The organism is Cellulosimicrobium sp. NPDC057127, from assembly GCF_042670945.1.
Classification (GTDB): Bacteria; Actinomycetota; Actinomycetes; order Actinomycetales; family Cellulomonadaceae; genus Cellulosimicrobium.
Map to the genome: position 1 here is coordinate 16,599 of NZ_JBHUUP010000008.1, position 22,927 is coordinate 39,525.

Genomic DNA, 22,927 nt, shown 5'->3' on the forward strand with positions numbered 1-22,927 from the left:
CGCGCGCGGCACATCTGGCGCAATCATCCCACCCGCGGGGGTTCCGGCGGGCGGTGCAGGCAACGATGTCGTCACGATGTCACCCGACCGTCCTGGTCACCGCGCCGACCGCCGCGGCGAGCGCGGGAGCGGTGGTGCCGGCGGAGTCGTCGGCCCCGCCGCCGCCGGTGACGATGGTGGCGACGAGCACCACGAGCAGCAGTCCGAGCAGCGCCACGAGCGGCCACGTCATCCCCCGCGGGATCCCGCCCAGCCGCTGCCCGGTCGTGGTCGAGGTGCGGCGCCCGCCCGCCGGCCGGGCGGGCGACTCCTGCGCCTGGCGGCGCATCTCGGCACGCGTCGAGGGGGCACCGGCGGGCGTGGTCGTCGCCGGTCGTCCGGCGACGCGCTGGCCGGCAGGACGACGTCCCCGCGTCGCGCCGTGCATCTCGCGCCGCGGCGGGTAGGCGCGCGGGAGGGCGTCGTCGCTGGACGGGGCGGCCTCGTGCGCGGTGTCGTGGGCGGGGTCGTGAGCGGAGGGACGCTCCCAGGGCAGCGCGGGACCTCCGGCGGGCCGCCGCGTCGCCGACGGGTCCGGCGTCTCGTCGTTCTCCCGCACCGTCGTGGGGATGACGATGGGGGTGATGACGGGCGCGACGTCCTGCGGGTCGTGCCGCGGCTCCGGCTCGGGTGCGGGGGGTGTGTCGTCGGGCTCGGACTCCGGCCGCGCTCGCCGTGCACGGCGCGTGGGCGCGGCGACGCGCGCGGACCAGGGGTCGGACGCGAGGCGGCCGGCGATCTCGTCGAGTGCCTGCGCCAGGGCGGCGGCCGTGCGGGGCCGTGCGGTCGGCTCCTTCGCGAGCATCGCCATGATGAGCCCGGCGAGCTCGGGGTCCACGGACGACGGGAGCGCGGGCACCGGCTCGTTGACGTGCGCGACGGCGATGTCCACCGGCGTCGACCCGGTGAAGGGACGGTTCCCGACGACCGACTCGTACGCGACGATCCCGAGCGCGTAGACGTCGGACGCGCCCGTCGCGGCCTGCCCCACGGCCTGCTCGGGCGAGAGGTACTGCGCCGTGCCCATGACCATCCCGGTCGCCGTCATCGGTACCTGGTTGGCCGCCAACGAGACGCCGAAGTCGGTGATCTTCACGACGCCGGCGCGGTCGATGAGGATGTTGCCCGGCTTGACGTCGCGGTGCACGACGCCCGCCACGTGCGCGGCGTGCAGCGCGCGCGCCGTCTGGGACAGGATCGGCAGGAGCCGCATCGGCGGGAGGACGGGCTCGCGCTCGAGCAGGTCGGCCATCGGCTCGCCCACGACGAGCTCCATGACGAGGTACCCAGAGCGCTCCTGCTCGCCGTAGTCGTACATCTGCGCGATGTTCGGGTGCGACAGCGCGGCGCTGTTGCGGGCCTCGGTGCGCAGGCGGTTGAGGAAGTCCTCGTTGCCGGCGTACTCCGAGCGCAGCACCTTGACCGCGACCTCGCGGCCCAGCGCGTCGTCGGACGCGACCCAGACCTCTCCCATGCCGCCGACGGCGATGCGCCGCACGAGGTGGTACCGGTTGCCGAGCCGCAGCCCGCGCGCGGGCTTCATCGGTTGATCACCGCCTCCATGACGGCGCGCGCGATCGGCGCGGCGACCGCGCCGCCGGTGGCCTCGCTGCCCATCGACCCGCCGTTCTCCACGATGACGGCGACCGCGACCTGCGGGTCGTCCGCAGGGGCGAAGCTCGTGAACCACGCGTGCGGTGCGGCGTCCGTGCCGGTCTCCGCGGTGCCCGTCTTGCCGGCCACCTGGACGCCCGACATCTGCGCCGCGGTGCCGGAGCCGTTCTGCACGACGCCGACCATCATCTGCGTGAGCTGGTCCGCGGTGGACGGCGAGACGGGCGTGCCGAGGCGCTGCGGCTCCGTCTGCTGGATCACGTCGAGGTCGGAGTCGCGGATCGTCTCGACGGTGTACGGCTCCATGAGGACGCCGTCGTTCGCGATCGCGGCGGAGACCATCGCCATCTGGAGCGGCGTCGCCTTCACGTCACCCTGGCCGATGGCGGCGAGGGCCGTGCGCGGCGGCGAGGACTCGTCCGTGTCGTTCGTCGGGAAGTGGCTGGCCGTGACGTCCATGGGGATCTGGAGACCGCCGTCGTCGAACCCGAACGCCTGGGCCTGCTCCCGAAGGACGTCGTCGCCGAGCGTCACGCCGAGGTCGGCGAACGCGGTGTTGCACGAAATCCGTAGCGCGTCCGCCAGGGTCATCTCGCCGGTCGGCGAGCAGCGGGTGCCGCCGAAGTTCTCCATCACCGAAGACGACTGCGGGAGCTGGTAGGTGTCCGGTGCGGGGACGACGGACTCCGCCGTGTACTGCCCGCTCTCGATCGCGGCGGCCGCCGTGACGAGCTTGAACGTCGATCCCGGCGGGTACGTGTTGCCGCGGATCGCCCGGTTGCTCATCGGGTTGCCGTCGGCGTTCGTCAGCTCCTGGAACGCCGCGCTCGCCGCGGCGGTGTCGTGCGAGGCGAGCGCATTCGGGTCGAAGCTGGGCTTCGAGACGAGGGCGAGCACGCGGCCCGTGCTCGGCTCGAGCGCGACGACGGCGCCGCGCTGGTCGCCGAGCGCGTCCCACGCGGCCTGCTGCGCGGCCGGGTCGATGGTCAGCTCGACGGAGGCACCCTGCGGCTGCTCGCCGGTGAAGAGGGCGCTCAGGCGCTCGAGCCACAGCGAGCTCGCCTCGCCGTTGAGGAACTCGTTCTCGGCCCGCTCGATCTCCGACGTGCCGTTGACCACGGAGAAGTACCCCGTCACGGGCGCGTAGAGCGGACCGTTCGCGTAGGCGCGCTGGAACCCGAAGGGGTCGTCGACGGGCGACGACGACGCGACCGCCTCCCCGCCGACGACGATCGGCCCGCGGAAGTTGCCGTACTCGCGGTAGATCGTGCGCACGTTGCGCGGGTCGGTGTTGAGCTGCTCGGCCTGGAAGACCTGGATGTAGGTGGTCGAGACCATGAGCGCGAGGAACATGACGAGCACGACGCTCGCGACGCGGCGCAGGGGGACGTTCACCGGGCACCTCCGCGCGGGTCGTCGCCGTCGAGCGGTCGTCGGACGACCTCCGTGCGCGAGTCGTCCGGGACGGGGTGCGGGTCCTCGGGACCCGGCACCGGCGCGTGGACGCCGCCGACCGTGGTGGGGGCGTCGTCGGGCGCTGCGCCGACGGGGATCGCCCCGGTGCCGGCGACGACCGGGACGGGGTCGCTGTCGGTGCGCGCGCGCACGCCGCCGGCGGCGACCTGGCCGCGCACCGGCAGCGACGAGGGCCGGCGGGCGTCGTCGCTGATGCGCAGGAGCAGGCCGACGACGAGCCAGTTCGCGAGCAGCGACGAGCCGCCCTGCGCGACGAACGGCATGGTCAGGCCGGTGAGCGGGATGATGCGCGTGATGCCGCCGACGACGACGAACAGCTGCCACGCCATGACGAACGCGAGGCCGCCCGCGAGGAGCTTGCCGAAGCCGTCGCGCACGCCGACGGCGGTGCGCAGGCCGCGCTCCACGAGCACGAGGTAGCACAGCAGGATGCCGAGCAGACCGGTGAGCCCGAGCTCCTCGCCGAGCGAGGCGTAGATGAAGTCGGAGAACGCGTACGGCACGAGGCGCGGGTAGCCCTCGCCGAGACCGGTGCCGAAGAGCCCGCCGTTCGCCATGCCGTACAGGCCACGGACGAGCTGGCCGGAGCCGCCCGGGTCGCGGTCGAAGATCTCGGGCGCGAACGGCGTGAGCCACACGTCGACGCGTGCCTGGACGTGGCCGAAGGTCGTCGCCGCGAGGACGGCGCCCCCGGCGAAGAGCAGCAGGCCGATGACGACCCAGCTCACGCGCTCGGTGGCGATGTAGAGCATCGCGACGAACAGGCCGAAGAACAGCAGCGACGTCCCGAGGTCGCGTTCGAACACGAGGATCGCGAGCGACACGAGCCAGACGATGATGATGGGGCCGAGGTCGCGCAGGCGGGGCAGCTGGAGCCCGAGCACCTTGGGTCCGGCGAGCGCGAGCGTGTCCCGGTTGGTCACGAGGTAGCCGGCGAAGAAGACGGCGAACGCGATCTTCGCGAACTCCGCGGGCTGGAGCGAGAACCCGCCGACGCTGATCCAGATCTGCGCGCCGTTGATCCGCGTGCCCAGCCCCGGGACGAGGGGCAGCGCCACGAGCACGATGCCGGCGATCATCGCCGTGTACGTGTAGCGGCGCAGCGTGCGGTGGTCGCGCAGGAACCACACCACGAGGAACGCGCACACCATCCCGAGCGCCGTCCACTGGAGCTGGCGCGGCGCGAGGTCCTGCGAGCCGCCCGTGAGCTGGGAGCCCAGGTCGAGCCGGAAGATCATCGCGAGGCCGATGCCGTTGAGCGCGACGGCGACCGGCAGGATGACGGGGTCGGCGAACGGCGCGCGCAGGCGCAGGAGCACGTGGGCCGCTCCCGCGAGCACGACCATGCCGCCCGAGTAGAGGTAGAACCTGCCGGGGAGCTCGCCCGTGAGCTGCAGCCCCACCAGGGCGTACGCCCCGATCCCCAGCGCGAGGGCCACGACGAGCAGCACGAGCTCGACGCCGCGGCCCCGGCGCACGTCGGTGGTCTCCACCGTCGCCATCAGGCGCCCGTGCCGGTGGTCGTGACGGTCGGGGTGGGACCGGGCGAGCTGTCGGAGCCCTCGTCGTTCGTGGTGTCGCCGGGTGCGTCCGTCGTGCCGGTCGTCGCGTCCTGGCCGCCCTCGTCGGCGGCGACCTCGGCGACGAGGCGGTCGGCGCGCGCCCGCGCGTCGACGAGGGACTGCGCGGGGATGGTGGTCTCGAGCCGGTCGACGACGTAGCCGGGCAGGTCCTCGACGCGCGTCCCGGTGAGCTCGACGGGCGTCGAGAGCGTCACGGGGCCGGCGCTCTCGGGGATGCCCCGGAAAACGGCGACCTGGCCGTCGGCCACGCCGACGTAGTACTGGGCCTGCGTCCAGCGGTAGCCCGCCCACACCGCGACCCCGAGGCCGACGACGACGAGTGCCACCGCGACGACCGTCACCCACCGGCGGGGTGCGCGCCCAGGACGCACGTCGTCGTCGCCGTCACCACCTGACGTACCGGCGTCCGTGGCGTCGTCGTCGGGTTCCGTCGCCGCGCCGAGCGCCGCCGCCCGGGCCGCCGGGGAGTCCGACGCCGCGCTCGGGGCGTCGCGGTCGACGGCGGCCGAACCGACGATCTCCGCGCGCGTGGTGGGCGCACCGCCGTCGGGCAGCGCGTCGACGTCGACGACGTCCGCGACGACGACCGTGACGTTGTCCGTGCTGCCGGCACGCAGCGCGAGCTGGAGCAGCCGGTCCGCGCACTCGTCGACGTCGGGCGTGTCGAGGAGGGTCTGCTCGAGCGTCTCGTGGGACACGAACCCGGAGAGGCCGTCGGAGCACAGCAGCCACCGGTCGCCCGGCTTGGCCTCGCGCACCGACATGTCGGGGGTGAGGTCGATGTCGAAGTCGCCGAGGACGCGCATCACGACGTTGCGCTGCGGGTGCGTCTCGGCCTCGTCGGCGGAGATGCGCCCCGTGTCGACGAGGTGCTGGACGAACGTGTGGTCGGTCGTGGCCTGGTTCAGCTCGCCGTCGCGCAGCAGGTAGGCGCGCGAGTCGCCGAGGTGGGCCATCGCGAGCTTGTTGCCGGCGCGCAGGATCGCGGTGACGGTCGTGCCCATGCCGACGAGCTCGGGGTCGGAGACGCTGCGCTCGACGAGGTCCTGGCGTGCGTGGTCGATGGACTGCTCGAGCTCGGCGAGGGCGTCGTCCGGGCCGTGGGACTCGCCGTCGAGCGGCGCGAGCGCGGCGACGGCGATGGAGGACGCCACGTCACCACCGGCATGGCCGCCCATGCCGTCGGCCACGACGAGCAGGTGCGGACCGGCGTACCCGGAGTCCTGGTTGTTGGACCGCACGAGCCCGACGTCGGAGCGCGCGGCGTAGCGCAGGGCGATGTTCACGACCGGCTACCTCTGCAGCTCGACGACGGACTGGCCGATGCGCACGCGCGTGCCCGGGCCGAGAGGGGTGACCTGGGAGATGCGCTGCTCCTCGACGTACGTGCCGTTCGTGGACCCGAGGTCCTCGACGAACCAGCTGCCGTGCTGGGGGAAGATCCGCGCGTGGCGCGACGAGGAGTAGTCGTCGTCGAGCACGAGGGTGCAGCTCGGCGCGCGGCCGATGAGGATGGACGACGTCGTCAGCGGCACCGTCGTGCCGCGCAGCGGACCAGCGGTGACGACGAGCCGGTTCGGCCCCGACGACGCGCGCGGCGGCTCAGGGGCCGCGGCGCCGGACTGCGCCGGCGCCGCGGGCGCCTGCTCGGCCTTCGGGGACCGCTTGCCGCGCCGCGGCGTGATCTTCGTGCCGTAGAGGTCGCGGCGCAGCACCCCGATCGCGGAGAGCACGAACACCCAGAGCAGCACCAGGTAGCCCAGCCGCAGCAGGGTGAACGTGAGATCGGTCATCGCGGCCGGATCACCACTCCTCGTCGTCGGACGCGCCGGTCCAGAACATGATGCGGGTGCGGCCGATGGTCAGGGAGTTCCCGTCCAGGAGCGTCGCGGCCGGGACCTGGTGGCCCTCGACGAACAGGCCGTTGGTCGAGCCGAGGTCGGACGCGATGACGCCGTCGGGCGTCACGCGGATCTCCAGGTGGCGACGCGAGACGCCCGGGTCGTCGACGACGATGTCGGCCTCCGAGCCGCGCCCGATCACCGTGACGGGCCCGGTCAGCAGGTAGCGCTGGCCGTCGATGTCGACGAGCGGGTGGCGCGTGCTCGGGGACGCCGACGTCGCGGGCGCCACGTTGCCGCGCACGCTTGCCGAGCGGAGCTGGAACCGGCCGGTGTCGAGCGAGTCGTCCTGCTCGAAGCTCACGCTCACCGGGCCGACGAACGCGTAGTGCTGCGACGCGGCGTACTGGGTGACGTTCGACGCCAGCTCGTCGGCGAGCGTCTCCGCGCCCCACCCCTCGACCTGGGCGAAGTCGTCGACCGAGAGTTCGATCGTGAACTCGTTCGGCACGACCGTGCGCTCGCGGTCCACGACGGCGGCGCGGTCGTCGACCTCACGGCGCAGCGCGCTGGCGAGCTCGACAGGCTTGACCTCGCTGCGCCCGACCTTGGCGAACGCGTTGTTGACGACGCGCTCCACGCCCTTCTCGAAGCGGTCCAGGACTCCCATGCCACCTCCTCCCGGTGCGTGCTGCTCGGCGCCGCTCGCGCGGCGTGACTGCCTGCGCAGGTCGGCGACCCACGTCCAGGCACACTACCTAGATCGTATCGACCGCGTCTGCGGCCCCGGCCCGAAACGTCGCGAGATTCCGGGACGGATCTGGCGCTTTCGGGGCGGAGGGTGTGAACGTCGGGCACGCGCGGTCTCACCGGTGCGTGCGGTGGGCGGTGGTGCCGACGGTGGTTCCGGCGCGGACCGTCGCGCGTGCTAGTCTTCTGCGGCACGCGCGAGTGGCGGAATAGGCAGACGCGCACGGTTCAGGTCCGTGTGCCCGAAAGGGCGTGGGGGTTCAACTCCCCCCTCGCGCACGTGAGGATGTCCATGCGGGGACGCCCGTCCCGAGACCCCCGGTCGGTTGATCCGACCGGGGGTCTCGTCGTTTCCCCAGGATGCAGTAGCCTCCGGCACATCAACAGCCGGGAGAGGGCGGGCGTCGTATGAGGCGGGCTGGGCGGATCATCATCGGTCTCGCGGCGCTGGCGGGAGTGGCCCTCGGGTCGGTCGCCTGCAGCACGGAGGCACCGGAGGCTTCGGGGGAGAGCGTTACGACCGGGACCCCGGGTCCGGGTGCCGAGAGCCCGGCCGCTCCGGTGACGGGAGGTGCGGAGGGCGATGCCGCCCCCGACGCGCGGGCTCCCGAGCCTCACGAGGAGCTGCGGGTAGTCGAAGGACAGGCCTGGCCCGACGGGACGGGCCAGTGGACGTACGTCGCCGTCGTCGAGAACCCGTCGGACGAGCTCGCCTACTTCTCCGACGCCTTCGACGTCCAGGCCGTCACTGCCGACGGCACCGTGCTGGACACGGGCACCACGTACTCCACCGTCGCGCCGGGAGGGCGTGCCGCGCTCGTCGGCAGCTTCCGCGACCTCACGGGGCTCGGGGCGCAGACGATCACCGTCCAGGTCCCGGAGACGGCCACGATCGTCGACCCGGGGTCGGTGGGCTTCTTTGAGGTCCAGCACGCGGAGGTGTCCACCGACGGTGAGGGCCGGCCGGCCGTCGTCGGCAGCGCCGTCTCGCGCTTCACGCAGGAGCAGAGGGACCCCGAGGTGATCGCCGTGCTCCGTGACCCGGGCGGCGCCATCGTCCACGTGGCCACGTCCGGGATCTACGAGGTCGTCGCGCCTGGTGCGACGGCGCAGTTCGTCGCGCACACCTTCGGCGAGATGCCGGCCGACGTCGTGCCGGAGGTCTTCGTCGTCCCCACCGGGGTCCTGCAGGGACCGTAGCCCTGTGCGCTGCCGTCGCGGCGCGCGTCAGCCGAGCAGCGGGTAGCTCCCGCGGACCGTACCCCGCGGGTCGCGCGACCGCTTGAGGTCCCGGAGGCGGGCGAGGGCTCCCTCGTCGTACGCGGCAGACGCGCTCTCGCCGGGAGACAGGAACGTGGCCGGCTTGCGGCCGGTGGCGAGGCCGCGCAGCTCGGTCGGCAGCTCCGCGAGCCGGTTCCCGACGGCGGTCGCGAGACCGGGCTCGAACGCCAGACCGAACCCGTACAGCAGGTAGGGCTCGGTGATCGCTCCGAGCGCGCCCGCGTCGTCCCCCGGCGAGGCGAGCGCGCCGCCGAGGTGCCGCAGCTGGAGCACGAGCAGCGGTGCGGTCGGCGACGTGAACAGCCGGTCCACCGCTTCGTCGTCGACCCGGGCCAGGAGCTCGGCGCGCGACCTGCCGGCGGCCGGGTCGGTCGGGTCCGCGGTGATGTCCCCGACGTCGGCGAGGCCGACGGGCCCGATCGCGGCGCCGAGCCCCGGACCCAGCACGCCCGGCACGGCGGCGAACGGCCGCAGGAGGTCGCGCGCGCCGTCGGCGTCGCCGAGGTACGCCGCGTGCACGACGACCACGGCCGGCGCGCCCGGCGCCTCGACCCGGCTGAGCCAGAGGCTGAGGGCGTCGGGGGCGGTCGCGGTCACGGCGCGGAAGACGTCGAGCACCTCGAGCGCACGCTCCGCGGGCCAGGCCAGACGGCCGCCGGAGAATGCCGGCACCGGCTCGAGGTCGACCTCCATCGCGGTCACCACGGCGAGGTCCCCGCCCCCGCCGCGCAGCGCCCAGAACAGGTCGGGGTCGGACTCCGCCGTGACGGTCGCGCGGCCGCCCGCGGCGTCGACCACGTCGAACGACCGCACGTGGTCGGCCGCGAGGCCGTGGGCGCGGCCGAACCAGCCGAGCCCGCCGCCGAGCGTGTAGCCGACGGCGCCCACGCCCGGGGCGCTGCCGAGCAGCGTGGTCAGGCCGTGCGGCGCGGTGGCTGCCTGCACCGCGCCCCAGGACGCGCCGGCGCCGACCCGTGCGACGCGGCGCTCCGGGTCCACGGCGACGTCGTCCAGCGCGCCCGTGCGCAGCAGCACGGCGCCCTCGACGTCGCCGGACGCGCCGTGACCGGTCGACTGCGGGGCGACGGCGAGGCCGGCGGACCGCGCCCAGCGCACGGCGGCGGCGACGTCGTCGGGGTCCGCCGCCTCCACCACGGCTGCGACGGGCTGCCGGACGGCGAGGTTCCACGGGGTCGCGGCACGGTCGAACCCGTCGTCGCCGCGGAGCAGGAGGCGCCCGGTCAGGCCGCGCGCGAGGGTGTCGGTCGAGGTCAGGGAGGTCATGCGGGCTCCTGGTGCGTCGGTCGGCGCGCGGCCGGTGTCGGCGGTCCGTGCTTGCGTGGGCCCCGGCAGCGCGTGCTGTCACCTCTCTGACACGGCCCGGCGAAGGAGTGTGACCGGTGAGCACGGACCAGCTCACGGCGGAGCAGTTCGAGAGTCTGCGGCCCCACCTGCGCTCGGTCGCGTACCGCGTCCTGGGTTCCCTGGCGGACGCGGACGACGCGGTCCAGGAGGCGTGGGTGCGGGCGCACGCGGCCGGCACGGCCGGCGTCGAGAACCTCGGGGGCTGGCTCACGACGGTGGTCGCACGGGTCGCGCTGAACCTGCTGCGGTCACGCTCCACGCGCCGGGAGACCTCCTGGGACGCGCACGTGCCCGACCTCCTCGTGTCGCCCCTCGACGACCCGGAGGCGGATCCCGAGGGGCGGGCGGTCGAGTCGGACCGGGTCGGGGTCGCGCTGCTCGTCGTGCTGGACACGCTGTCCCCCGCGGAGCGCGTCGCGTTCGTGCTGCACGACCAGTTCTCGGTCCCGTTCGAGGACGTCGCCGCCATCGTCGACCGGTCGCCCGCCGCGACGCGGCAGCTCGCGAGCCGGGCGCGGCGCAAGGTGCGCGACGCGGTGCCCGCGCAGGACGACGTCGCGCGCCGCCGGGAGGTCGTGTCCGCCTATCTCGCCGCGTCGCAGGCCGGGGACTTCGATGCCCTGCTCGCGCTGCTCGACCCGGACGTCACGGTGCGCGTCGACCGCGGCCCGGGAGAGCTGTCGCGGCTGCTGCGGGGCGCGCGCGACGTGGCCGCGCAGGCGCGGGCGCACTTCGGGACCGCGCGGTACTCGCGCCTCGCGCTCGTCGACGGGTCACCGGGCCTGGTGACCGTGCTCGACGACGGGACGGTCTACTCCGTGCTGGCGTTCACGGTGCGTGGCGGCCGGGTGGTCGGCATCGACATCCTGTCGGACGCGGAGCGTCTCAGGCCAGCAGCCGCAGACCTGCGCCGTCGACCGTCAGGCCCGCACGCATACCCCCGGGACGGTGCCGGGCGGCGTACGCCTTGAGGTCGCCGCGGAAGACCACCTCGCCGGGCAGCTCGGCGAGCATCTGCGGGCGCACCTGCCAGCGCTCGACGCCGAGGTCGCAGACCCCGGCGCCCTGGAGCACGTGGTAGACGAACTCCGAGCAGAAGAACCGCGTGTCGTCTGCCGCGCCCCGTCCGATGAGCACGTTCACCAGGCCGGAGGCGTTGTAGGAGTAGGCGTGCGAGTCGAGCAGGAACTCGCTGATCCGGGTGCACACGGCCTCGTGCTGCGCCGGTGTCACCGGGATCTCGACGACGACGCCCGGGACGGTGTCCATGCCGCGGTACAGCCCGTCGTCGAAACGCTCGCGGCGGAAGCACCCGACGAACGGGTTGCCCGCGCGCCGCCGCCCGAAGCTGAACATGAGCTCGAGCCCGGGATCGAGCGCGAGGGACGCGTGCGTGAACTCGTCGCGCGTCGCCAGGGCGATCGTCCGGGACAGCACGGTCCGGCTGCGCGACAGCACGACGTAGACGTTCACGACGCAGAACACTACGACGAGCTGGGGCGATTCGGTAAGCCTCGACGTGCGAGGAACGCGGTCAGGCGGTATGTAGCCTCAGCCGACGAGATCGGCGCCCGGCACGTTGAGCCGCACGACGTCGCCCTCCACGGCCGCGAGCTGGTCCGCGGACGCGTACCGGTTGCCGCTGAGGAAGCCCGCGCCGTCGATCCGCAGGTAGCCCGCGCGCTCCAGGCGCGCCCGCTCGGCCTCGGGGAGACCGTCGCCGGTCGTGACGGCGTCGCGCACGGCACCGATGAGGTCGTCGACGGCGCCGCGGTCCTGCGGCTGGCTCCCGGTGGTCACGCCGCCGTCGCCCATGCGCACGTCCTCCACGGTGCCGACCTCCTCCCCGCTGCTGTCCACGACCGTCATGCCCGCGTGGGCGGCGGCGATCGGCCCCTGGTCGTCGTTCACCGGCACGGTCATCCGGTTCTCCTCTCGACGGCGGACGGTCCGTCCGCGGCTTCGTGCTGACGTCCTCACTCTGGTCGCGTTCGAGCCGCTCGCAACCAGGTGTGCCTCGCCCGGCGGCGCCGCGCGCCTGAGGGTTGCGCTCGGGAAACCGGTTCCCTAGTATCGGGAAACCGGTTACCCGAGCGCTCCTCGCGATGATGCGGGGTGCGGGCCTCGGGTCGGATCCACCGTCGTGCCGCGCCAGGGCCCTGACGCGGCACGCAGCGCAGCACTGCCCCGATTCGATGACGAAGGAGAGGCACGATGAGACGACCAGCCGTACGACGGCTCGTCGCGGCGGGGGCCGCGATCTCACTGACGGCAGCCCTGGGAGCGACCGCCATGACGGCCACCACCGCCGTGGCCGTGACGGGGAGCCCCACGGGCTACGCCACGCAGAACGGCGGTACCACCGGTGGCGCCGGCGGCCAGACCGTGCGGGCCACGACCGGGACGCAGATCCACGCGGCCCTGTGCAACCGCGCCAGCAGCGACACCCCGATCACGATCGAGGTCGAGGGCACCATCGACCACGGGAACACGAGCAAGGTCTCGGGCGACAGCTGCAACACCGCGGCCGGCGTCATCGAGATCAAGCAGGTCAGCAACGTGACGATCGTCGGCGTCGGCAGCGGAGCGACGTTCGACCAGCTGGGCATCCACATCCGCGAGGCCAGCAACATCATCATCCAGAACGTGACGGTCAGGAACGTCAAGAAGTCGGGCTCGCCGACGTCCAACGGCGGCGACGCGATCGGCATGGAGAGCGACGTCCGCAACGTCTGGGTCGACCACGTGACGCTCGAGGCGTCCGGTGGCGAGTCCGAGGGCTACGACGGCCTGTTCGACATGAAGGCCGGTGTCCAGTACGTGACGCTGTCCTACAGCGTCCTGCGCAACTCGGGTCGCGGCGGCCTCATCGGGTCGAGCGAGAGCGACCGCTCGAACGGCTTCGTCACGTTCCACCACAACCTGTACGAGAACATCGACTCGCGCGCACCGCTGCTGCGCGGCGGCATCGCGCACATCTACAACAACCACTACGTGAGGCTCAACGAGTCGGGCATCAACTCGCGCGCCGGCGCCCGGGCGAAGGTGGAGAACAACTACTTCGAGGACTCCAAGGACGTGCTCGGCACCTTCTACACCGACCAGGCCGGGTACTGGCAGGTCGCCGGGAACATCTTCGACGACGTGACGTGGTCGAGCCCGAGCGGCGACGACCGGCCCGCCGGGCCGAACCCGACGTCGACGACGACGGTCGCGATCCCCTACGCGTACTCGCCCGACGCCGCGAGCTGCGTGCCGGACGTCGTCAGCCGGACGGCGGGGGCGGACACGGGTCTGCGGACCTCCGACGGCTCGTGCACGCCGCAGGACCCCGACCCCGGGCCGGGACCCGGCCCCGACCCCGACCCGGAGCCGGACCCGGAGCCCGAACCTGACCCCGAGCCCGAGCCCGAGCCCGACCCGGAGCCGGGTGGGACGAACCTCAGCCTCGGGGCCGGCAGCGACGGCTCGAGCAAGGCGAGCGGGACGAGCTACGGGGACGTGCGGGACGGGGACACGAGCACCTACTGGTCGCCGGCCGGCTCCACGGGGCGGGTCTCGGTCAAGTGGGGCTCGGACACCACGGTGTCGCGCGTCGTCGTCCGCGAGGCGTCCGGCGGCGGGGCCATCGGGTCGTGGCGTGTGGTGGACCACGACACGGGCGCCGTCCTGCGGAGCGGGAGCGGCTCGCCGGGGACCGTGACGTTCCCCGCGACGTCCCTGCGCAAGATCGACCTCGAGATCACGAGCGCGACGGGGACGCCGCGCATCGCCGAACTGGAGACCTACGCCGGCTGACGAGCCGTCGACGCCGCGTCGGCGCGCCGCGACCCCCGACCGCACCAGCGGCCGGGGGTCGCGACGCGTGCGCACGGCGTCGCGCGCGGATATGCACCCTCGCACCTCTACGCCTCGTGCTGCTAGGGTACGGACCCTAGATCACCGAGGTATAGGGGAGGCGCGCGTGCGCATCGACAAGGACCTGGTGGCCGCCTCGGCCACCCCGCTCGTGCTCGGCATCCTCAGCGAGGGCGAGTCGTACGGCTATGCGATCCTCAAGCGCGTCGACGAGCTCTCGGACGGCCGCATGCAGTGGACCGACGGGATGCTCTACCCCCTGCTGCACCGCCTCGAGCGACTCGGGCACGTCGAGGCGTCGTGGGGCACCTCCGACGTCGGGCGGCGGCGCAAGCACTACGCCATCACCCCGGCGGGCCGCGCGGCGCTCGCCGAGCGGCAGCACCAGTGGGGTGTCGTCGCCGACGCGCTCGCCCAGGTGTGGCGGACGGCGCAGGAGCAGCCGGGCCTGCCGCCCCGCCTCGCGGAGGGGTGGGCCTGATGGCCTCCCCGACGGCAGGGCCGCACGCCGCGCTCGAGATCCAGATCGACCAGTGGCGCGGCTACGTGCGACGCCGCGAGGCCATCTCGGCGGCCGACGTCGACGAGATGGAGGACCACCTGCGCGAGCGCGTCGAGGACCTGCGTGCCACCGGCCTCGACGACGAGGAGGCCTTCCTCGTCGCCGTGAAGCGCATGGGCGACCTCGACGCGGTGTCGCGCGAGTTCGCCCGCGAGCACTCGGATCGGCTGTGGAAGCAGCTCGTCCTCGTCCGCCCTGCGCCCGAGGACGGCACGCGGACGTGGCGCGAGCTCGTCGTCGTGCTCGCCCTCGCCGTCGGAGCGGGCGTCGCGGTCAAGGTCGCGACCGAGCTCGTGCCGGCCGAGGAGGTCCTGCTGCGCAACGTCGGGCTCCTCGTTTTCCCCTTCCTCGCGGGCTACTTCGCGTGGAAGCGGCGCCTCACGTGGCAGGACGGCCTGACGCTGCTCGTCCCGTTCGTGGTGCTCGCGGTCGCGCTCAACGCCTACCCGTTCGCGCCGATCGGGTCGACGGAGGTGCTCGCCGCGATCCACGCCCCGGTCGTCCTGTGGGCGCTCGTGGGCGTCGCCTACGTCGCCGGGCGCTGGCGTTCGGACGCCGGGCGCATGGACTTCGCCCGCTTCACGGGCGAGCTGGCCGTGTACTTCACGCTCCTCGCCCTCGGCGGTGGCGTGCTGATCGGCCTCACGCTGGGCGTCTTCTCGCTCGCCGACGTCGATCTCGAGCCCTGGCTCGAGGACTGGATCCTCCCGTTCTGCGTGCCCGGCGCGCTCGTCGTCGCGGCGTGGCTCGTCGAGGCGAAGCAGAACGTCGTCGAGAACATCGCCCCCGTGCTCACCAAGGTGTTCACGCCGCTCACCGTCGTCATGCTCGTCGCGCTGTTCGCCGTCCTCGCGACCGCGGGCGACCTCGCCGCGGTGGACCGCGAGCTGCTCATCCTCATGGACGCGATCCTCGTGCTCGTGCTGTGCCTGCTGCTGTACTCGGTCTCCGCGCGCGACCCGCTCGCCCCGCCGACGCTGTTCGACGGCCTCCAGCTCGTCCTCGTCGTCGCTGCGCTCGCGGTCGACGCGGTCGCGCTCACCGCGATGCTCACGCGCATCGCCGAGTTCGGCGTGAGCCCCAACAAGGCGGCGGCGCTGGGGCTCAACCTCCTGCTGCTCGTGCACCTCGTCGGCTCGGCGGTGCTCGCGGCGCGGTTCCTGCGCCGTCGCCCGCTCGACGCGCTCGTGCGGTGGCAGACCCGGTTCCTGCCGGTCTACGCGGTGTGGGCGGCCGTCGTGGTCGTCGCGTTCCCGCCGCTGTTCGGCTTCGTCTGAGTCGCCGCCGGCCCGCCGAACCCCGGGTCGTGTGCCACACAGGCCTCACGACGACGCACAACCCGGGGCTCGGCGGGTCGGGTGGCGTGCAACCCGGGGCTCGGCGGGTCGGGTGGCGTGCAACCCGGGGCTCGGCGCGGCACGCCCTGGGGGCGCGGTGTCAGTTGACCGGCGTGCTCGATGCGCGGGTCACGACGCGGCAGGGCAGCTCCTCGACGCCCGGACGCACCTGGCCGTCGATCGCGGAGAACAGGCGCTGCGCGGCGACGCGGCCCAGGCGTTCGAGGTTCATGTCGACGCTCGTGAGCTGCGGGCGGGCGTTCGTGGTCAGCACCTCCCAGTTGTCGAACCCGATCACCGACGTCGACCCGGGGACGTCGCGACCGAGCTCCCGCAGCGCGTCGAGCACGCCGCGGGCGATCTGGTCGCTGCCGCAGAAGAAGGCGTCGACGTCGGGGTGCTGCTCGACGATCATGCGCGCCGCGCCGCGGCCCCAGCCCTCGCTCCACGAGCCGAAGTACGTCTGCTCGCCGACCATCTCGAGGCCGGCGGCCGTGAGTGCGGCGTGCGCCCCCGCGGCGCGGTCCTGCGCCGCCTTGTAGCCGGGGTCGCCCGAGACGTGCGCGACCCGGCGGCGCCCGCACGCGAGCAGGTGCTCGACGGCGAGACGCCCGGCCCCGACGTTGTCCGCCGTGATGGAGTGGTCGGACGGGTCCTCGGACGGCGCGTACGCGTAGACGACCGGGACGGGGATGTCGCCGCTCAGCGGCGGGCGGGGGTCGGTGCGCGACCCGACGACGATGAGCCCGTCGACGCGGCGCGACAGCAGCGCGCGCACGTGGTGCTGCTCGCGGATCGCGTCCCCCCGGGCGTCGCACAGGAAGACCGACACGCGCCCGGCCCCGAACGCGTCCTCCGCGCCCATGAGCACGGGGATCGAGAACCGGCCCTCCAGGTCGCTCGTGAGCAGACCGACCGTCCCGGTGCGGCCCTTGAGCAGGCCCCGGGCGAGGGCGTTGGGCGCGAACGAGAGGCGCTCGGCGGCCTCGAGCACGCGCAGGCGCGTCTCCGCCTTGACCTGGTCGCGCCCGTTGATGGCCTTGGACGCCGTCGCGATGGACACGCCGGCGAGGCGTGCGACGTCGGTGAGCGTCGCGGCGCGCTGCGTGGCGCTCCCGCTCTGGGTGGTCATGAGGCCGTGCCCCCTCTCCCGGTCCGGTGACGCCGACGTCGTCGGCCGGGTTCCGTGATCGAACTGTAACCCGCCAGGATGCTTGACGGGGCGATGCGACTGCCCTAGATTCAGAAAACCTTTTCGGTTGCTTTCGGTCAGCGGAGACCGGTCGGGCGAGGTCGCCCGGCGACTCCGGAGTCTCGAAAGAGTAGCCCCCGGTGAGGTCGGACGGCCAGACCAGCTGGTCGCCGACGACATCCGTACCGAAAACGGTTCGAGCAGCCTGGCGCTGCGTCGGCCGCGGTGCGCACAGCTCAACGACGAGTACGAGGAGACGCGACATGACACACCACCGCAGGACGTCGGTGACGAGGGCCGTGGCCTCGACGCTGGTGATCGGCCTCACCGCGCTCGGCCTCGCCGCGTGCGGCGGCGGGTCCGACGCGCCGGAGAGCACCGCCGAGGCGGGCGGCAGCCCCGAGGGGGTCGACGACGGCACCACGCTGTCGCTGTGGACGCGGGCGCCGCTGGAGAAGCAGGCCAACCTGCTCGTCGACGCGTACAACGCGTCGCACGAGAACCAGGTCGAGCTCACCATCGTGCCGAACGACGACTACGTCGCCAAGGTCGGGGCCGCCGCGGGCAGCGACGGGCTGCCCGACCTCTTCGCCGCCGACATCGTCTACGTGCCGAACTGGGCCGAGCAGGGCCTGTTCCAGGACCTCACCGGCCGCATCGACCAGCTCGACTTCGCGGAGGAGATCAACCCCGGCCACCTCGAGGCCGGCACCTACGACGACAAGCAGCACGTCCTGCCGTTCGTCCTCGACGTCTCGGTGATGTTCTACAACAAGGACCTCTACGAGCAGGCGGGCCTCGACCCCGAGGCGCCGCCGACGTCGCTCACCGAGTTCGCCGAGCACGCCAAGACGGTCGACGCCCTCGGCGGCGACGTCGACGGGACGTTCTTCGGCGGCAACTGCGGCGGCTGCCTCGTCTTCACCTGGTTCCCGTCCGTGTGGGCGGCCGGCGAGGACGTCATGACGGAGGACGGCACCGAGTCGCTGCTGGCGAGCGAGACGGCGCAGGAGGTCTACTCCGTCTACAAGGACCTCGTCGACTCCGACGCCGTCGGCGCCGGCACGCGCGACGAGACGGGCGCGACCTGGGTCGCCCCCTTCCAGGAGGGCAAGGTCGGCGTCATGCCGTACCCGGCGACGCTGCTGTCGACCGCGGACGAGACGGTGGACGTCGGTGTCGCGCCGATCCCCGGCCCGGACGGCGGCGAGTCCACGTTCGTGGGCGGTGACGGCATCGGCATCTCGAAGGACTCCGAGAGCTCCGAGCAGGCGTGGAACTTCCTCTCCTGGCTCATGTCCGAGGAGGCGCAGGTCGAGGTGCTCGCGCAGAACGGCGACGTCGTCTCGCGCGCCGACCTCATCGACAACGAGTACACGTCGGCGGACCCGCGCGTCGTGACGATCAACGAGGTCGCGAGCAAGGGCCGCACCCCCGTGGCCCGCAACTTCCAGCAGGCGTTCAACGCGCCGAACAGCCCGTGGCTGACGCTGGTGCGCAACGCGGTGTTCGAGGACGCCTCGAGCATCGAGGAGGACAACGAGGAGATCACGGCGGTGCTCCAGCAGTAGACCGTCGCCCGGCTCCGGCCGGGGCGCGACGCCGCGGCTCGTGCCGCGCGGGCGCCCCGGCCGGGGCCACCGACCTCGACCAGCTCGTTCCGGACAGCCCAGGAGAGTCCCATGCCGGTGCAGTCAGCGCACCCCTCGCCTCCGGCCCCGCGCCCCGTCGGTCCTCTGCCCGACGGCGGAGCCGACGTCCCGATCGGCGCGGACGCCGCCGTGGCCCAGGCCCCCCGCCGTCGGCGCCCCGGTCGGCGCAACGCGCTCCGTGGCTGGGCCTTCGCCGCCCCGACCGCGGTGTTCGTCCTCGTCTTCTTCATCCTGCCGGTCCTGCTCGTCGGCCAGATGTCGGTGTCCGACTGGCCGCTGCTGTCGGGCAACCAGGGCGTCAACTTCCCGGAGAACTTCGCCGACGCGGTCGACAACCGGTTCTTCTGGGACTCGGTGGTGTTCACCCTGAAGTACACGGTCATCACGACCGTGCTCCTCATCGGGCTCGCGCTCGGCCTGGCGATGCTCGTGCAGGAGTCGAGCCGCTGGACGAACCTGCTGCGGACGTCGATCCTCGTGCCGAGCTCGCTCGGCCTCGCGTCCGCGTCCCTGCTCTTCTACGCGCTGTACTCGCCGCAGAGCGGCCCGATCTCGCCGTTCCTGGAGCGCCTCGGGATCGTCGACCAGCCGATCTCCTTCCTGGGCTCGCCCGACGGCGCGCTGTGGTCGACGGTGTTCCTCATCGTCTGGCGGTTCGCCGGGTTCTACATGCTGCTGCTCATGGTCGGCCTGCAGGGCATCCCGCACGAGGTCTACGAGGCGGCCCGGATGGACGGTGCGAGCCGGTGGCAGACCTTCTCGCGCGTGACCCTGCCGCTGCTGCGCCCCTCGCTCGCGCTGTGCACGATCCTGTGCGTCACCGGGTCGCTGCTCGCGTTCGACCAGTTCTTCATCCTGACCAAGGGCGGTCCCGACAACAGCACCATCACGGTCGTCCAGCTCATCTACAACGTGGCGTTCCAGGGCCAGAACGACCTCGGCGTCGCGGCGGCGCTGTCGATCATCGTCCTCGGCGCGCTCGTGCTCATCAACGTCGTCCAGCTGCGCGGCATGCGCGCACCCGAGGAGAAGTGACATGACGACGACGACCTCTCCCGCCCCGCACGCGCCCGCGCCCCACGGCGACCCGGCGGCCGGCACGGCCCGGCGCGCCCCTCGCACGCGGCTCGCAGGGCTCGCGCTGCGCACGCCCTACTGGGTGTTCACCGGCGCGCTGGCGATCATCTTCCTGTTCCCGCTGGTCTGGGCCGGCGTCGCCTCGGTGTCGCCGCAGCCGGGCAGCGCCCAGGTGGACGGCTGGGGCTTCGGCAACTACGAGACCCTCGCCGCGTACCAGGCCGGCATCGGGCAGCACCTCGCGAACTCCGTGATCGTCTCCGGGCTCACGGTGCTGTTCACGCTCGTCATCTCGCTGCTCGGGGGCTACGCCTTCGCGCGGTTCCGCTTCCCGGGGCGCGACGTGCTCTTCCTCGTCACCCTCGCGATCCTCATGGTCCCGTACGCGACGCTGCTCATCCCCCTGTACGTGCTGCTCAACACGATCGGCCTCCAGAACTCGCTGCTCGGGCTCGCGTGCGTGATGACGATGTTCCAGCTGCCGTTCGCGACGTTCCTCATGCGCATCTCGTTCGAGTCGGTGCCGCGCGAGCTCGACGAGGCGGCGCTCGTGGACGGGTGCTCCGCCTTCGGCGCGCTGCGCCGCGTGCTGCTGCCCGCGGTCAAGCCGGGCCTGATCACCGTCGGCCTGTTCGCCTTCCTCGCGGCGTGGAACGACTTCATCGCCCCGCTGATCCTCATCACGGACTCCGGCAAGGCGCCCCTGCCGCTCGCCGTGGCGAACATGCGCCAGCAGGTCATGGGCATCGTCGACTACGGCGCGACCGAGGCCGGCGTCGTCGTGCTCGCGCTGCCGTGCGTGGTGCTGTTCCTGCTGCTCCAGCGCCACTACGTGCGCGGCTTCATGTCCGGGGCGCTGAAGGGATGAGCACGTCGGACGACGGCGCGACCCCGGGCCGCACGGCCCGCCCCACCCCGACGCCCGCGGGCGTCCCCGATCACCGACGCGGCCCGGCCGCTCCCGGAGGTAGCACCGTGACCCTCTCCCCGGCCGCGCGCGCGGCGACCCCGTCCGCCTCGTCCGCCTCGTCCGCCTCGCCGGCAGACCGGTCCGGTGCCGCACGGTCCGACGGCGGACGGCCGGTCGCGCCGCGCGACGGCCGGCTGCGCCCGCTCGGGCTGGACGAGGTGCGCATCACCGGGGGCTTCTGGGCGCAGCGCCAGGAGACCAACGCGTCCGCGACGCTCGCGCACATCGAGCACTGGCTCGAGCGCGAGGGGTGGCTGCCGAACTTCGACCTCGCCGTCCACGGCGGGCTGCCCGAGGGCCGCCGCGGGCGCGAGTTCAGCGACTCGGAGGTCTACAAGCTGCTCGAGGCCATGGCGTGGGAGCTCGCCCGCGAGCCCGACGCGGCTCTCGAGGCCCGGTTCGACGCGATCGTGCGCCGCGTCGCCGCCGCCCAGGAGACCGACGGCTACGTGAGCACGATGTTCGGCCGCCCTGGTCAGGGCGAGCGCTACTCCGACCTGGAGTGGGGCCACGAGCTGTACTGCCAGGGACACCTCATGCAGGCCGCGGTCGCGCGGGCCCGCACCGGGCACCTTGACGACCTGCTCGTCCGGGTCGCGCGCCGCTCCGCGGACCACGTGTGCGCGACGTTCGGCCCGGACGGCAACCCGGGCGTGTGCGGCCACGCGGAGGTCGAGGTCGCGCTGGCCGAGCTCGGGCGCGTGCTCGACGAGCCCCGGTACGTGCGGCAGGCGGCGCTCTTCGTCGAGCGGCGCGGGCACGCCACGCTCGCCGACATCGAGTGGGGCCGCTCGTACTACCAGGACGACGTGCCGGTGCGCGACGCCGAGGTGTTCCGCGGGCACGCCGTCCGCGCGAACTACCTCGCGGCCGGGGCGATCGACGTCGGCGTCGAGACGGACGACGACGCGCTCGTCGCCGCGGTCGCGCGGCAGTGGGACCGCACGCACGCGGCGCGCACCTACGTGACCGGCGGCCAGGGCTCGCACCACCAGGACGAGGCGTTCGGCGAGGACTTCGTGCTCCCGCCGGACCGTGCGTACTCGGAGACGTGCGCGGGCGTCGGTTCCGTCATGGTCGCCTGGCGGTTGCTGCTCGCGCAGGGCCACCCGCGCTACGCCGACGCCGTGGAGCGCACGCTGTTCAACGTCGTCGCGACGTCACCCGCGCACGACGGCCGCGCGTTCTACTACGCGAACACGCTCCACCAGCGCGTGCCGGGCGAGACGCCGGCGCCCGACGCCGTGAGCAAGCGCGCCGAGTCGTCGCTGCGGGCGCCCTGGTTCGACGTCTCCTGCTGCCCCCCGAACGTCGCGCGGACGTTCGCCAGCCTGGCGGGCTACCTCGCGACCGTCGACGACGGCGGGCTCCAGCTCCACCAGTACGCGTCGAGCGAGATCCGGGCGGCGCTGCCGTCGGGCGAGCGCGTGGCCGTCGACGTCGAGACGCGGTACCCGACCGAGGGGCGGGTGCGGGTGACGGTGGTGGAGGCGCCCGGGTCGCGCTGGGCGCTGACGCTGCGCGTGCCGGCCTGGTCGCCCACCGCCTCGCTGCGGGTCGACGGCGGCGTGGAGCGCCGCGTCCCCGCGGGCGTGGTCGCCGTGCCGGACCTGCGGGCGGGCAGCGTCGTGGAGCTCGACCTGGACATGTCCCCACGGTTCCTGCACCCGGACGACCGCATCGACGCGGTGCGTGGGTGCGTCGCGGTCCAGCGCGGGCCCGAGGTGCTGTGCGTGGAGTCCGTCGACCTGCCGGACGGGCACGACGTCGCCGACCTGCGCGTCGACCCGTCGGTGCCGCCGCGCGAGGCGGACGGGCGTGTCGTCGTGCGCGGGGTCGTCGTCGACCACCGCGTGCGCACGTGGCCGTACGTACCGGTGGACGACGCGGACGCGCGGGAGCCGGTCGGCGCCCCCGCGGGCGGCGACGGGATGGTCCACGACATCGCCCTGGTGCCGTACCACGACTGGGCGAACCGGGGACCGTCGACCATGCGCGTCTGGATGCCGACGCGCTGACGGATCCGGACCCCACCGCTCCCGTCTTCCCGAAAACCACGCGATGCCACGTTTCGAGATGGCTCGCGGCCGCGCCACCCTTCCGTCGAGCACTGCGAGACCGCCGCCGCTGCTAGACCACCATTCCTCGTGCATTCAGCCGCCGTCCGACCCCGACCAGCCGGGACGGGCGGCGGCTGCGCAGTACCGAAAACCATTGCGATAACTACGGCGTCCTGGTTGACTCGTGCCGTCGGCGCTCTCGTCGTCGAGAGGGTCCCCAAGGACGCAGGACCCGCCGGCGCCGCTTCCGGTTTTCGATGGAGAGGACTT

At 73.3% G+C, this 22,927-nt stretch carries 19 protein-coding genes and 1 tRNA gene; 10 read left to right on the forward strand and 10 right to left on the reverse strand.

The window, feature by feature from the left end; translation table 11 throughout:
• Positions 1-79: 79 nt before the first annotated feature.
• Genes ACFTZA_RS09545 through ACFTZA_RS09570 form a run of 6 tightly spaced genes read right to left on the reverse strand, consistent with a single transcriptional unit; the run spans position 80 to position 7,223 of the window.
• The gene (locus ACFTZA_RS09545) at positions 80-1,582 is read right to left on the reverse strand and encodes a protein kinase (RefSeq protein ID WP_378193339.1); all 1,503 of its coding nucleotides are present in this window, start codon (positions 1,580-1,582) and stop codon (positions 80-82) included.
• On the reverse strand, positions 1,579-3,048 hold the full coding sequence (locus ACFTZA_RS09550; RefSeq protein ID WP_378193342.1) for a peptidoglycan D,D-transpeptidase FtsI family protein: 1,470 nt from the start codon (positions 3,046-3,048) through the stop codon (positions 1,579-1,581). The genes ACFTZA_RS09545 and ACFTZA_RS09550 overlap by 4 nt, the downstream gene beginning before the upstream one ends.
• Positions 3,045-4,631, reverse strand: coding sequence for an FtsW/RodA/SpoVE family cell cycle protein (locus tag ACFTZA_RS09555; RefSeq protein ID WP_378193345.1), 1,587 nt, complete (start codon positions 4,629-4,631; stop codon positions 3,045-3,047). Before ACFTZA_RS09555 ends, ACFTZA_RS09550 begins: the two co-directional genes overlap by 4 nt.
• Positions 4,631-5,998: a Stp1/IreP family PP2C-type Ser/Thr phosphatase gene (locus ACFTZA_RS09560; RefSeq protein WP_378193348.1), complete on the reverse strand. Its 1,368-nt coding sequence runs from the start codon at positions 5,996-5,998 to the stop codon at positions 4,631-4,633. Before ACFTZA_RS09560 ends, ACFTZA_RS09555 begins: the two co-directional genes overlap by 1 nt.
• 6 nt (positions 5,999-6,004) lie before the next feature.
• On the reverse strand, positions 6,005-6,505 hold the full coding sequence (locus tag ACFTZA_RS09565; protein WP_378193351.1) for an FHA domain-containing protein: 501 nt from the start codon (positions 6,503-6,505) through the stop codon (positions 6,005-6,007).
• Between the two features lie 10 nt (positions 6,506-6,515).
• Positions 6,516-7,223 carry an FhaA domain-containing protein gene (locus ACFTZA_RS09570; RefSeq protein WP_378193354.1) on the reverse strand — a complete coding sequence of 236 codons (708 nt, stop codon included), beginning with the start codon at positions 7,221-7,223 and terminating at the stop codon, positions 6,516-6,518.
• Between the two features lie 275 nt (positions 7,224-7,498).
• Between ACFTZA_RS09570 and ACFTZA_RS09575 the strand changes: the two genes are divergently transcribed.
• Both ACFTZA_RS09575 and ACFTZA_RS09580 read left to right on the forward strand, forming a co-directional pair.
• Positions 7,499-7,582, forward strand: a tRNA-Leu gene (locus ACFTZA_RS09575).
• Positions 7,583-7,864: 282 nt separating this feature from the next.
• Positions 7,865-8,503, forward strand: a complete 639-nt coding sequence (locus tag ACFTZA_RS09580; RefSeq protein WP_378193357.1) for a hypothetical protein — start codon at positions 7,865-7,867, stop codon at positions 8,501-8,503.
• Between the two features lie 27 nt (positions 8,504-8,530).
• Here ACFTZA_RS09580 and ACFTZA_RS09585 read toward each other — a convergent pair whose 3' ends face one another.
• Entirely contained in the window at positions 8,531-9,868 is a 1,338-nt protein-coding gene (locus tag ACFTZA_RS09585; protein WP_378193361.1) for an FAD-binding oxidoreductase, read from the reverse strand.
• Between the two features lie 116 nt (positions 9,869-9,984).
• Here ACFTZA_RS09585 and ACFTZA_RS09590 point away from each other — a divergent pair, with 116 nt between their 5' ends.
• On the forward strand, positions 9,985-10,920 hold the full coding sequence (locus tag ACFTZA_RS09590; protein ID WP_378193364.1) for a sigma-70 family RNA polymerase sigma factor: 936 nt from the start codon (positions 9,985-9,987) through the stop codon (positions 10,918-10,920).
• On the opposite strand, the gene ACFTZA_RS09595 is transcribed toward ACFTZA_RS09590, so the two are convergent.
• Both ACFTZA_RS09595 and ACFTZA_RS09600 read right to left on the reverse strand, forming a co-directional pair.
• Complete coding sequence (locus tag ACFTZA_RS09595) at positions 10,835-11,422, reverse strand: hypothetical protein (RefSeq protein WP_378193367.1); 588 nt, start codon at positions 11,420-11,422, stop codon at positions 10,835-10,837. The two genes, ACFTZA_RS09590 and ACFTZA_RS09595, sit on opposite strands and share 86 nt — an antisense overlap.
• 78 nt (positions 11,423-11,500) lie before the next feature.
• On the reverse strand, positions 11,501-11,872 hold the full coding sequence (locus ACFTZA_RS09600; protein WP_378193370.1) for a hypothetical protein: 372 nt from the start codon (positions 11,870-11,872) through the stop codon (positions 11,501-11,503).
• Between the two features lie 291 nt (positions 11,873-12,163).
• On the opposite strand from ACFTZA_RS09600, the gene ACFTZA_RS09605 reads away from it, so the two are divergent.
• The 3 genes from ACFTZA_RS09605 (at position 12,164) to ACFTZA_RS09615 (ending at position 15,646) form a co-directional block, all read left to right on the forward strand.
• Positions 12,164-13,747 carry a polysaccharide lyase family 1 protein gene (locus ACFTZA_RS09605; RefSeq protein ID WP_378193373.1) on the forward strand — a complete coding sequence of 528 codons (1,584 nt, stop codon included), beginning with the start codon at positions 12,164-12,166 and terminating at the stop codon, positions 13,745-13,747.
• Positions 13,748-13,913: 166 nt separating this feature from the next.
• A complete protein-coding gene (locus ACFTZA_RS09610; protein WP_378193376.1) occupies positions 13,914-14,288 on the forward strand; it encodes a PadR family transcriptional regulator in 375 nt (124 codons plus the stop codon).
• Positions 14,288-15,646 carry a permease prefix domain 1-containing protein gene (locus ACFTZA_RS09615; RefSeq protein ID WP_378193379.1) on the forward strand — a complete coding sequence of 453 codons (1,359 nt, stop codon included), beginning with the start codon at positions 14,288-14,290 and terminating at the stop codon, positions 15,644-15,646. Before ACFTZA_RS09610 ends, ACFTZA_RS09615 begins: the two co-directional genes overlap by 1 nt.
• A 160-nt stretch (positions 15,647-15,806) precedes the next feature.
• On the opposite strand, the gene ACFTZA_RS09620 is transcribed toward ACFTZA_RS09615, so the two are convergent.
• On the reverse strand, positions 15,807-16,838 hold the full coding sequence (locus ACFTZA_RS09620) for a LacI family DNA-binding transcriptional regulator (RefSeq protein WP_378193382.1): 1,032 nt from the start codon (positions 16,836-16,838) through the stop codon (positions 15,807-15,809).
• A gap of 359 nt (positions 16,839-17,197) precedes the next feature.
• On the opposite strand from ACFTZA_RS09620, the gene ACFTZA_RS09625 reads away from it, so the two are divergent.
• The 4 genes from ACFTZA_RS09625 to ACFTZA_RS09640 all read left to right on the forward strand — a co-directional run bounded on the left by ACFTZA_RS09625 (position 17,198) and on the right by ACFTZA_RS09640 (position 22,615).
• Positions 17,198-18,469, forward strand: a complete 1,272-nt coding sequence (locus tag ACFTZA_RS09625) for an ABC transporter substrate-binding protein (RefSeq protein ID WP_378193385.1) — start codon at positions 17,198-17,200, stop codon at positions 18,467-18,469.
• Positions 18,470-18,679: 210 nt separating this feature from the next.
• Positions 18,680-19,585, forward strand: coding sequence for a carbohydrate ABC transporter permease (locus ACFTZA_RS09630; RefSeq protein ID WP_378193388.1), 906 nt, complete (start codon positions 18,680-18,682; stop codon positions 19,583-19,585).
• A gap of 1 nt (position 19,586) precedes the next feature.
• Positions 19,587-20,495, forward strand: a complete 909-nt coding sequence (locus ACFTZA_RS09635; protein ID WP_378193390.1) for a carbohydrate ABC transporter permease — start codon at positions 19,587-19,589, stop codon at positions 20,493-20,495.
• A 236-nt stretch (positions 20,496-20,731) separates the two neighbouring features.
• Positions 20,732-22,615: a glycoside hydrolase family 127 protein gene (locus tag ACFTZA_RS09640; protein ID WP_378193783.1), complete on the forward strand. Its 1,884-nt coding sequence runs from the start codon at positions 20,732-20,734 to the stop codon at positions 22,613-22,615.
• Positions 22,616-22,927: the final 312 nt, after the last annotated feature.

What these genes read in the sequence shown, in the direction of transcription:
- ACFTZA_RS09545 (WP_378193339.1), bottom strand. Translation starts at nt 1,582, where the DNA reads ATGAAGCCCGCGCGCGGGCTGCGGCTCGGCAACCGGTACCACCTCGTG.
- ACFTZA_RS09555 (WP_378193345.1), bottom strand. Translation starts at nt 4,631, where the DNA reads ATGGCGACGGTGGAGACCACCGACGTGCGCCGGGGCCGCGGCGTCGAG.
- ACFTZA_RS09565 (WP_378193351.1), bottom strand. Translation starts at nt 6,505, where the DNA reads ATGACCGATCTCACGTTCACCCTGCTGCGGCTGGGCTACCTGGTGCTG.
- ACFTZA_RS09570 (WP_378193354.1), bottom strand. Translation starts at nt 7,223, where the DNA reads ATGGGAGTCCTGGACCGCTTCGAGAAGGGCGTGGAGCGCGTCGTCAAC.
- ACFTZA_RS09585 (WP_378193361.1), bottom strand. Translation starts at nt 9,868, where the DNA reads ATGACCTCCCTGACCTCGACCGACACCCTCGCGCGCGGCCTGACCGGG.
- ACFTZA_RS09600 (WP_378193370.1), bottom strand. Translation starts at nt 11,872, where the DNA reads ATGACCGTGCCGGTGAACGACGACCAGGGGCCGATCGCCGCCGCCCAC.
- ACFTZA_RS09605 (WP_378193373.1), top strand. Translation starts at nt 12,164, where the DNA reads ATGAGACGACCAGCCGTACGACGGCTCGTCGCGGCGGGGGCCGCGATC.
- ACFTZA_RS09615 (WP_378193379.1), top strand. Translation starts at nt 14,288, where the DNA reads ATGGCCTCCCCGACGGCAGGGCCGCACGCCGCGCTCGAGATCCAGATC.
- ACFTZA_RS09620 (WP_378193382.1), bottom strand. Translation starts at nt 16,838, where the DNA reads ATGACCACCCAGAGCGGGAGCGCCACGCAGCGCGCCGCGACGCTCACC.
- ACFTZA_RS09635 (WP_378193390.1), top strand. Translation starts at nt 19,587, where the DNA reads ATGACGACGACGACCTCTCCCGCCCCGCACGCGCCCGCGCCCCACGGC.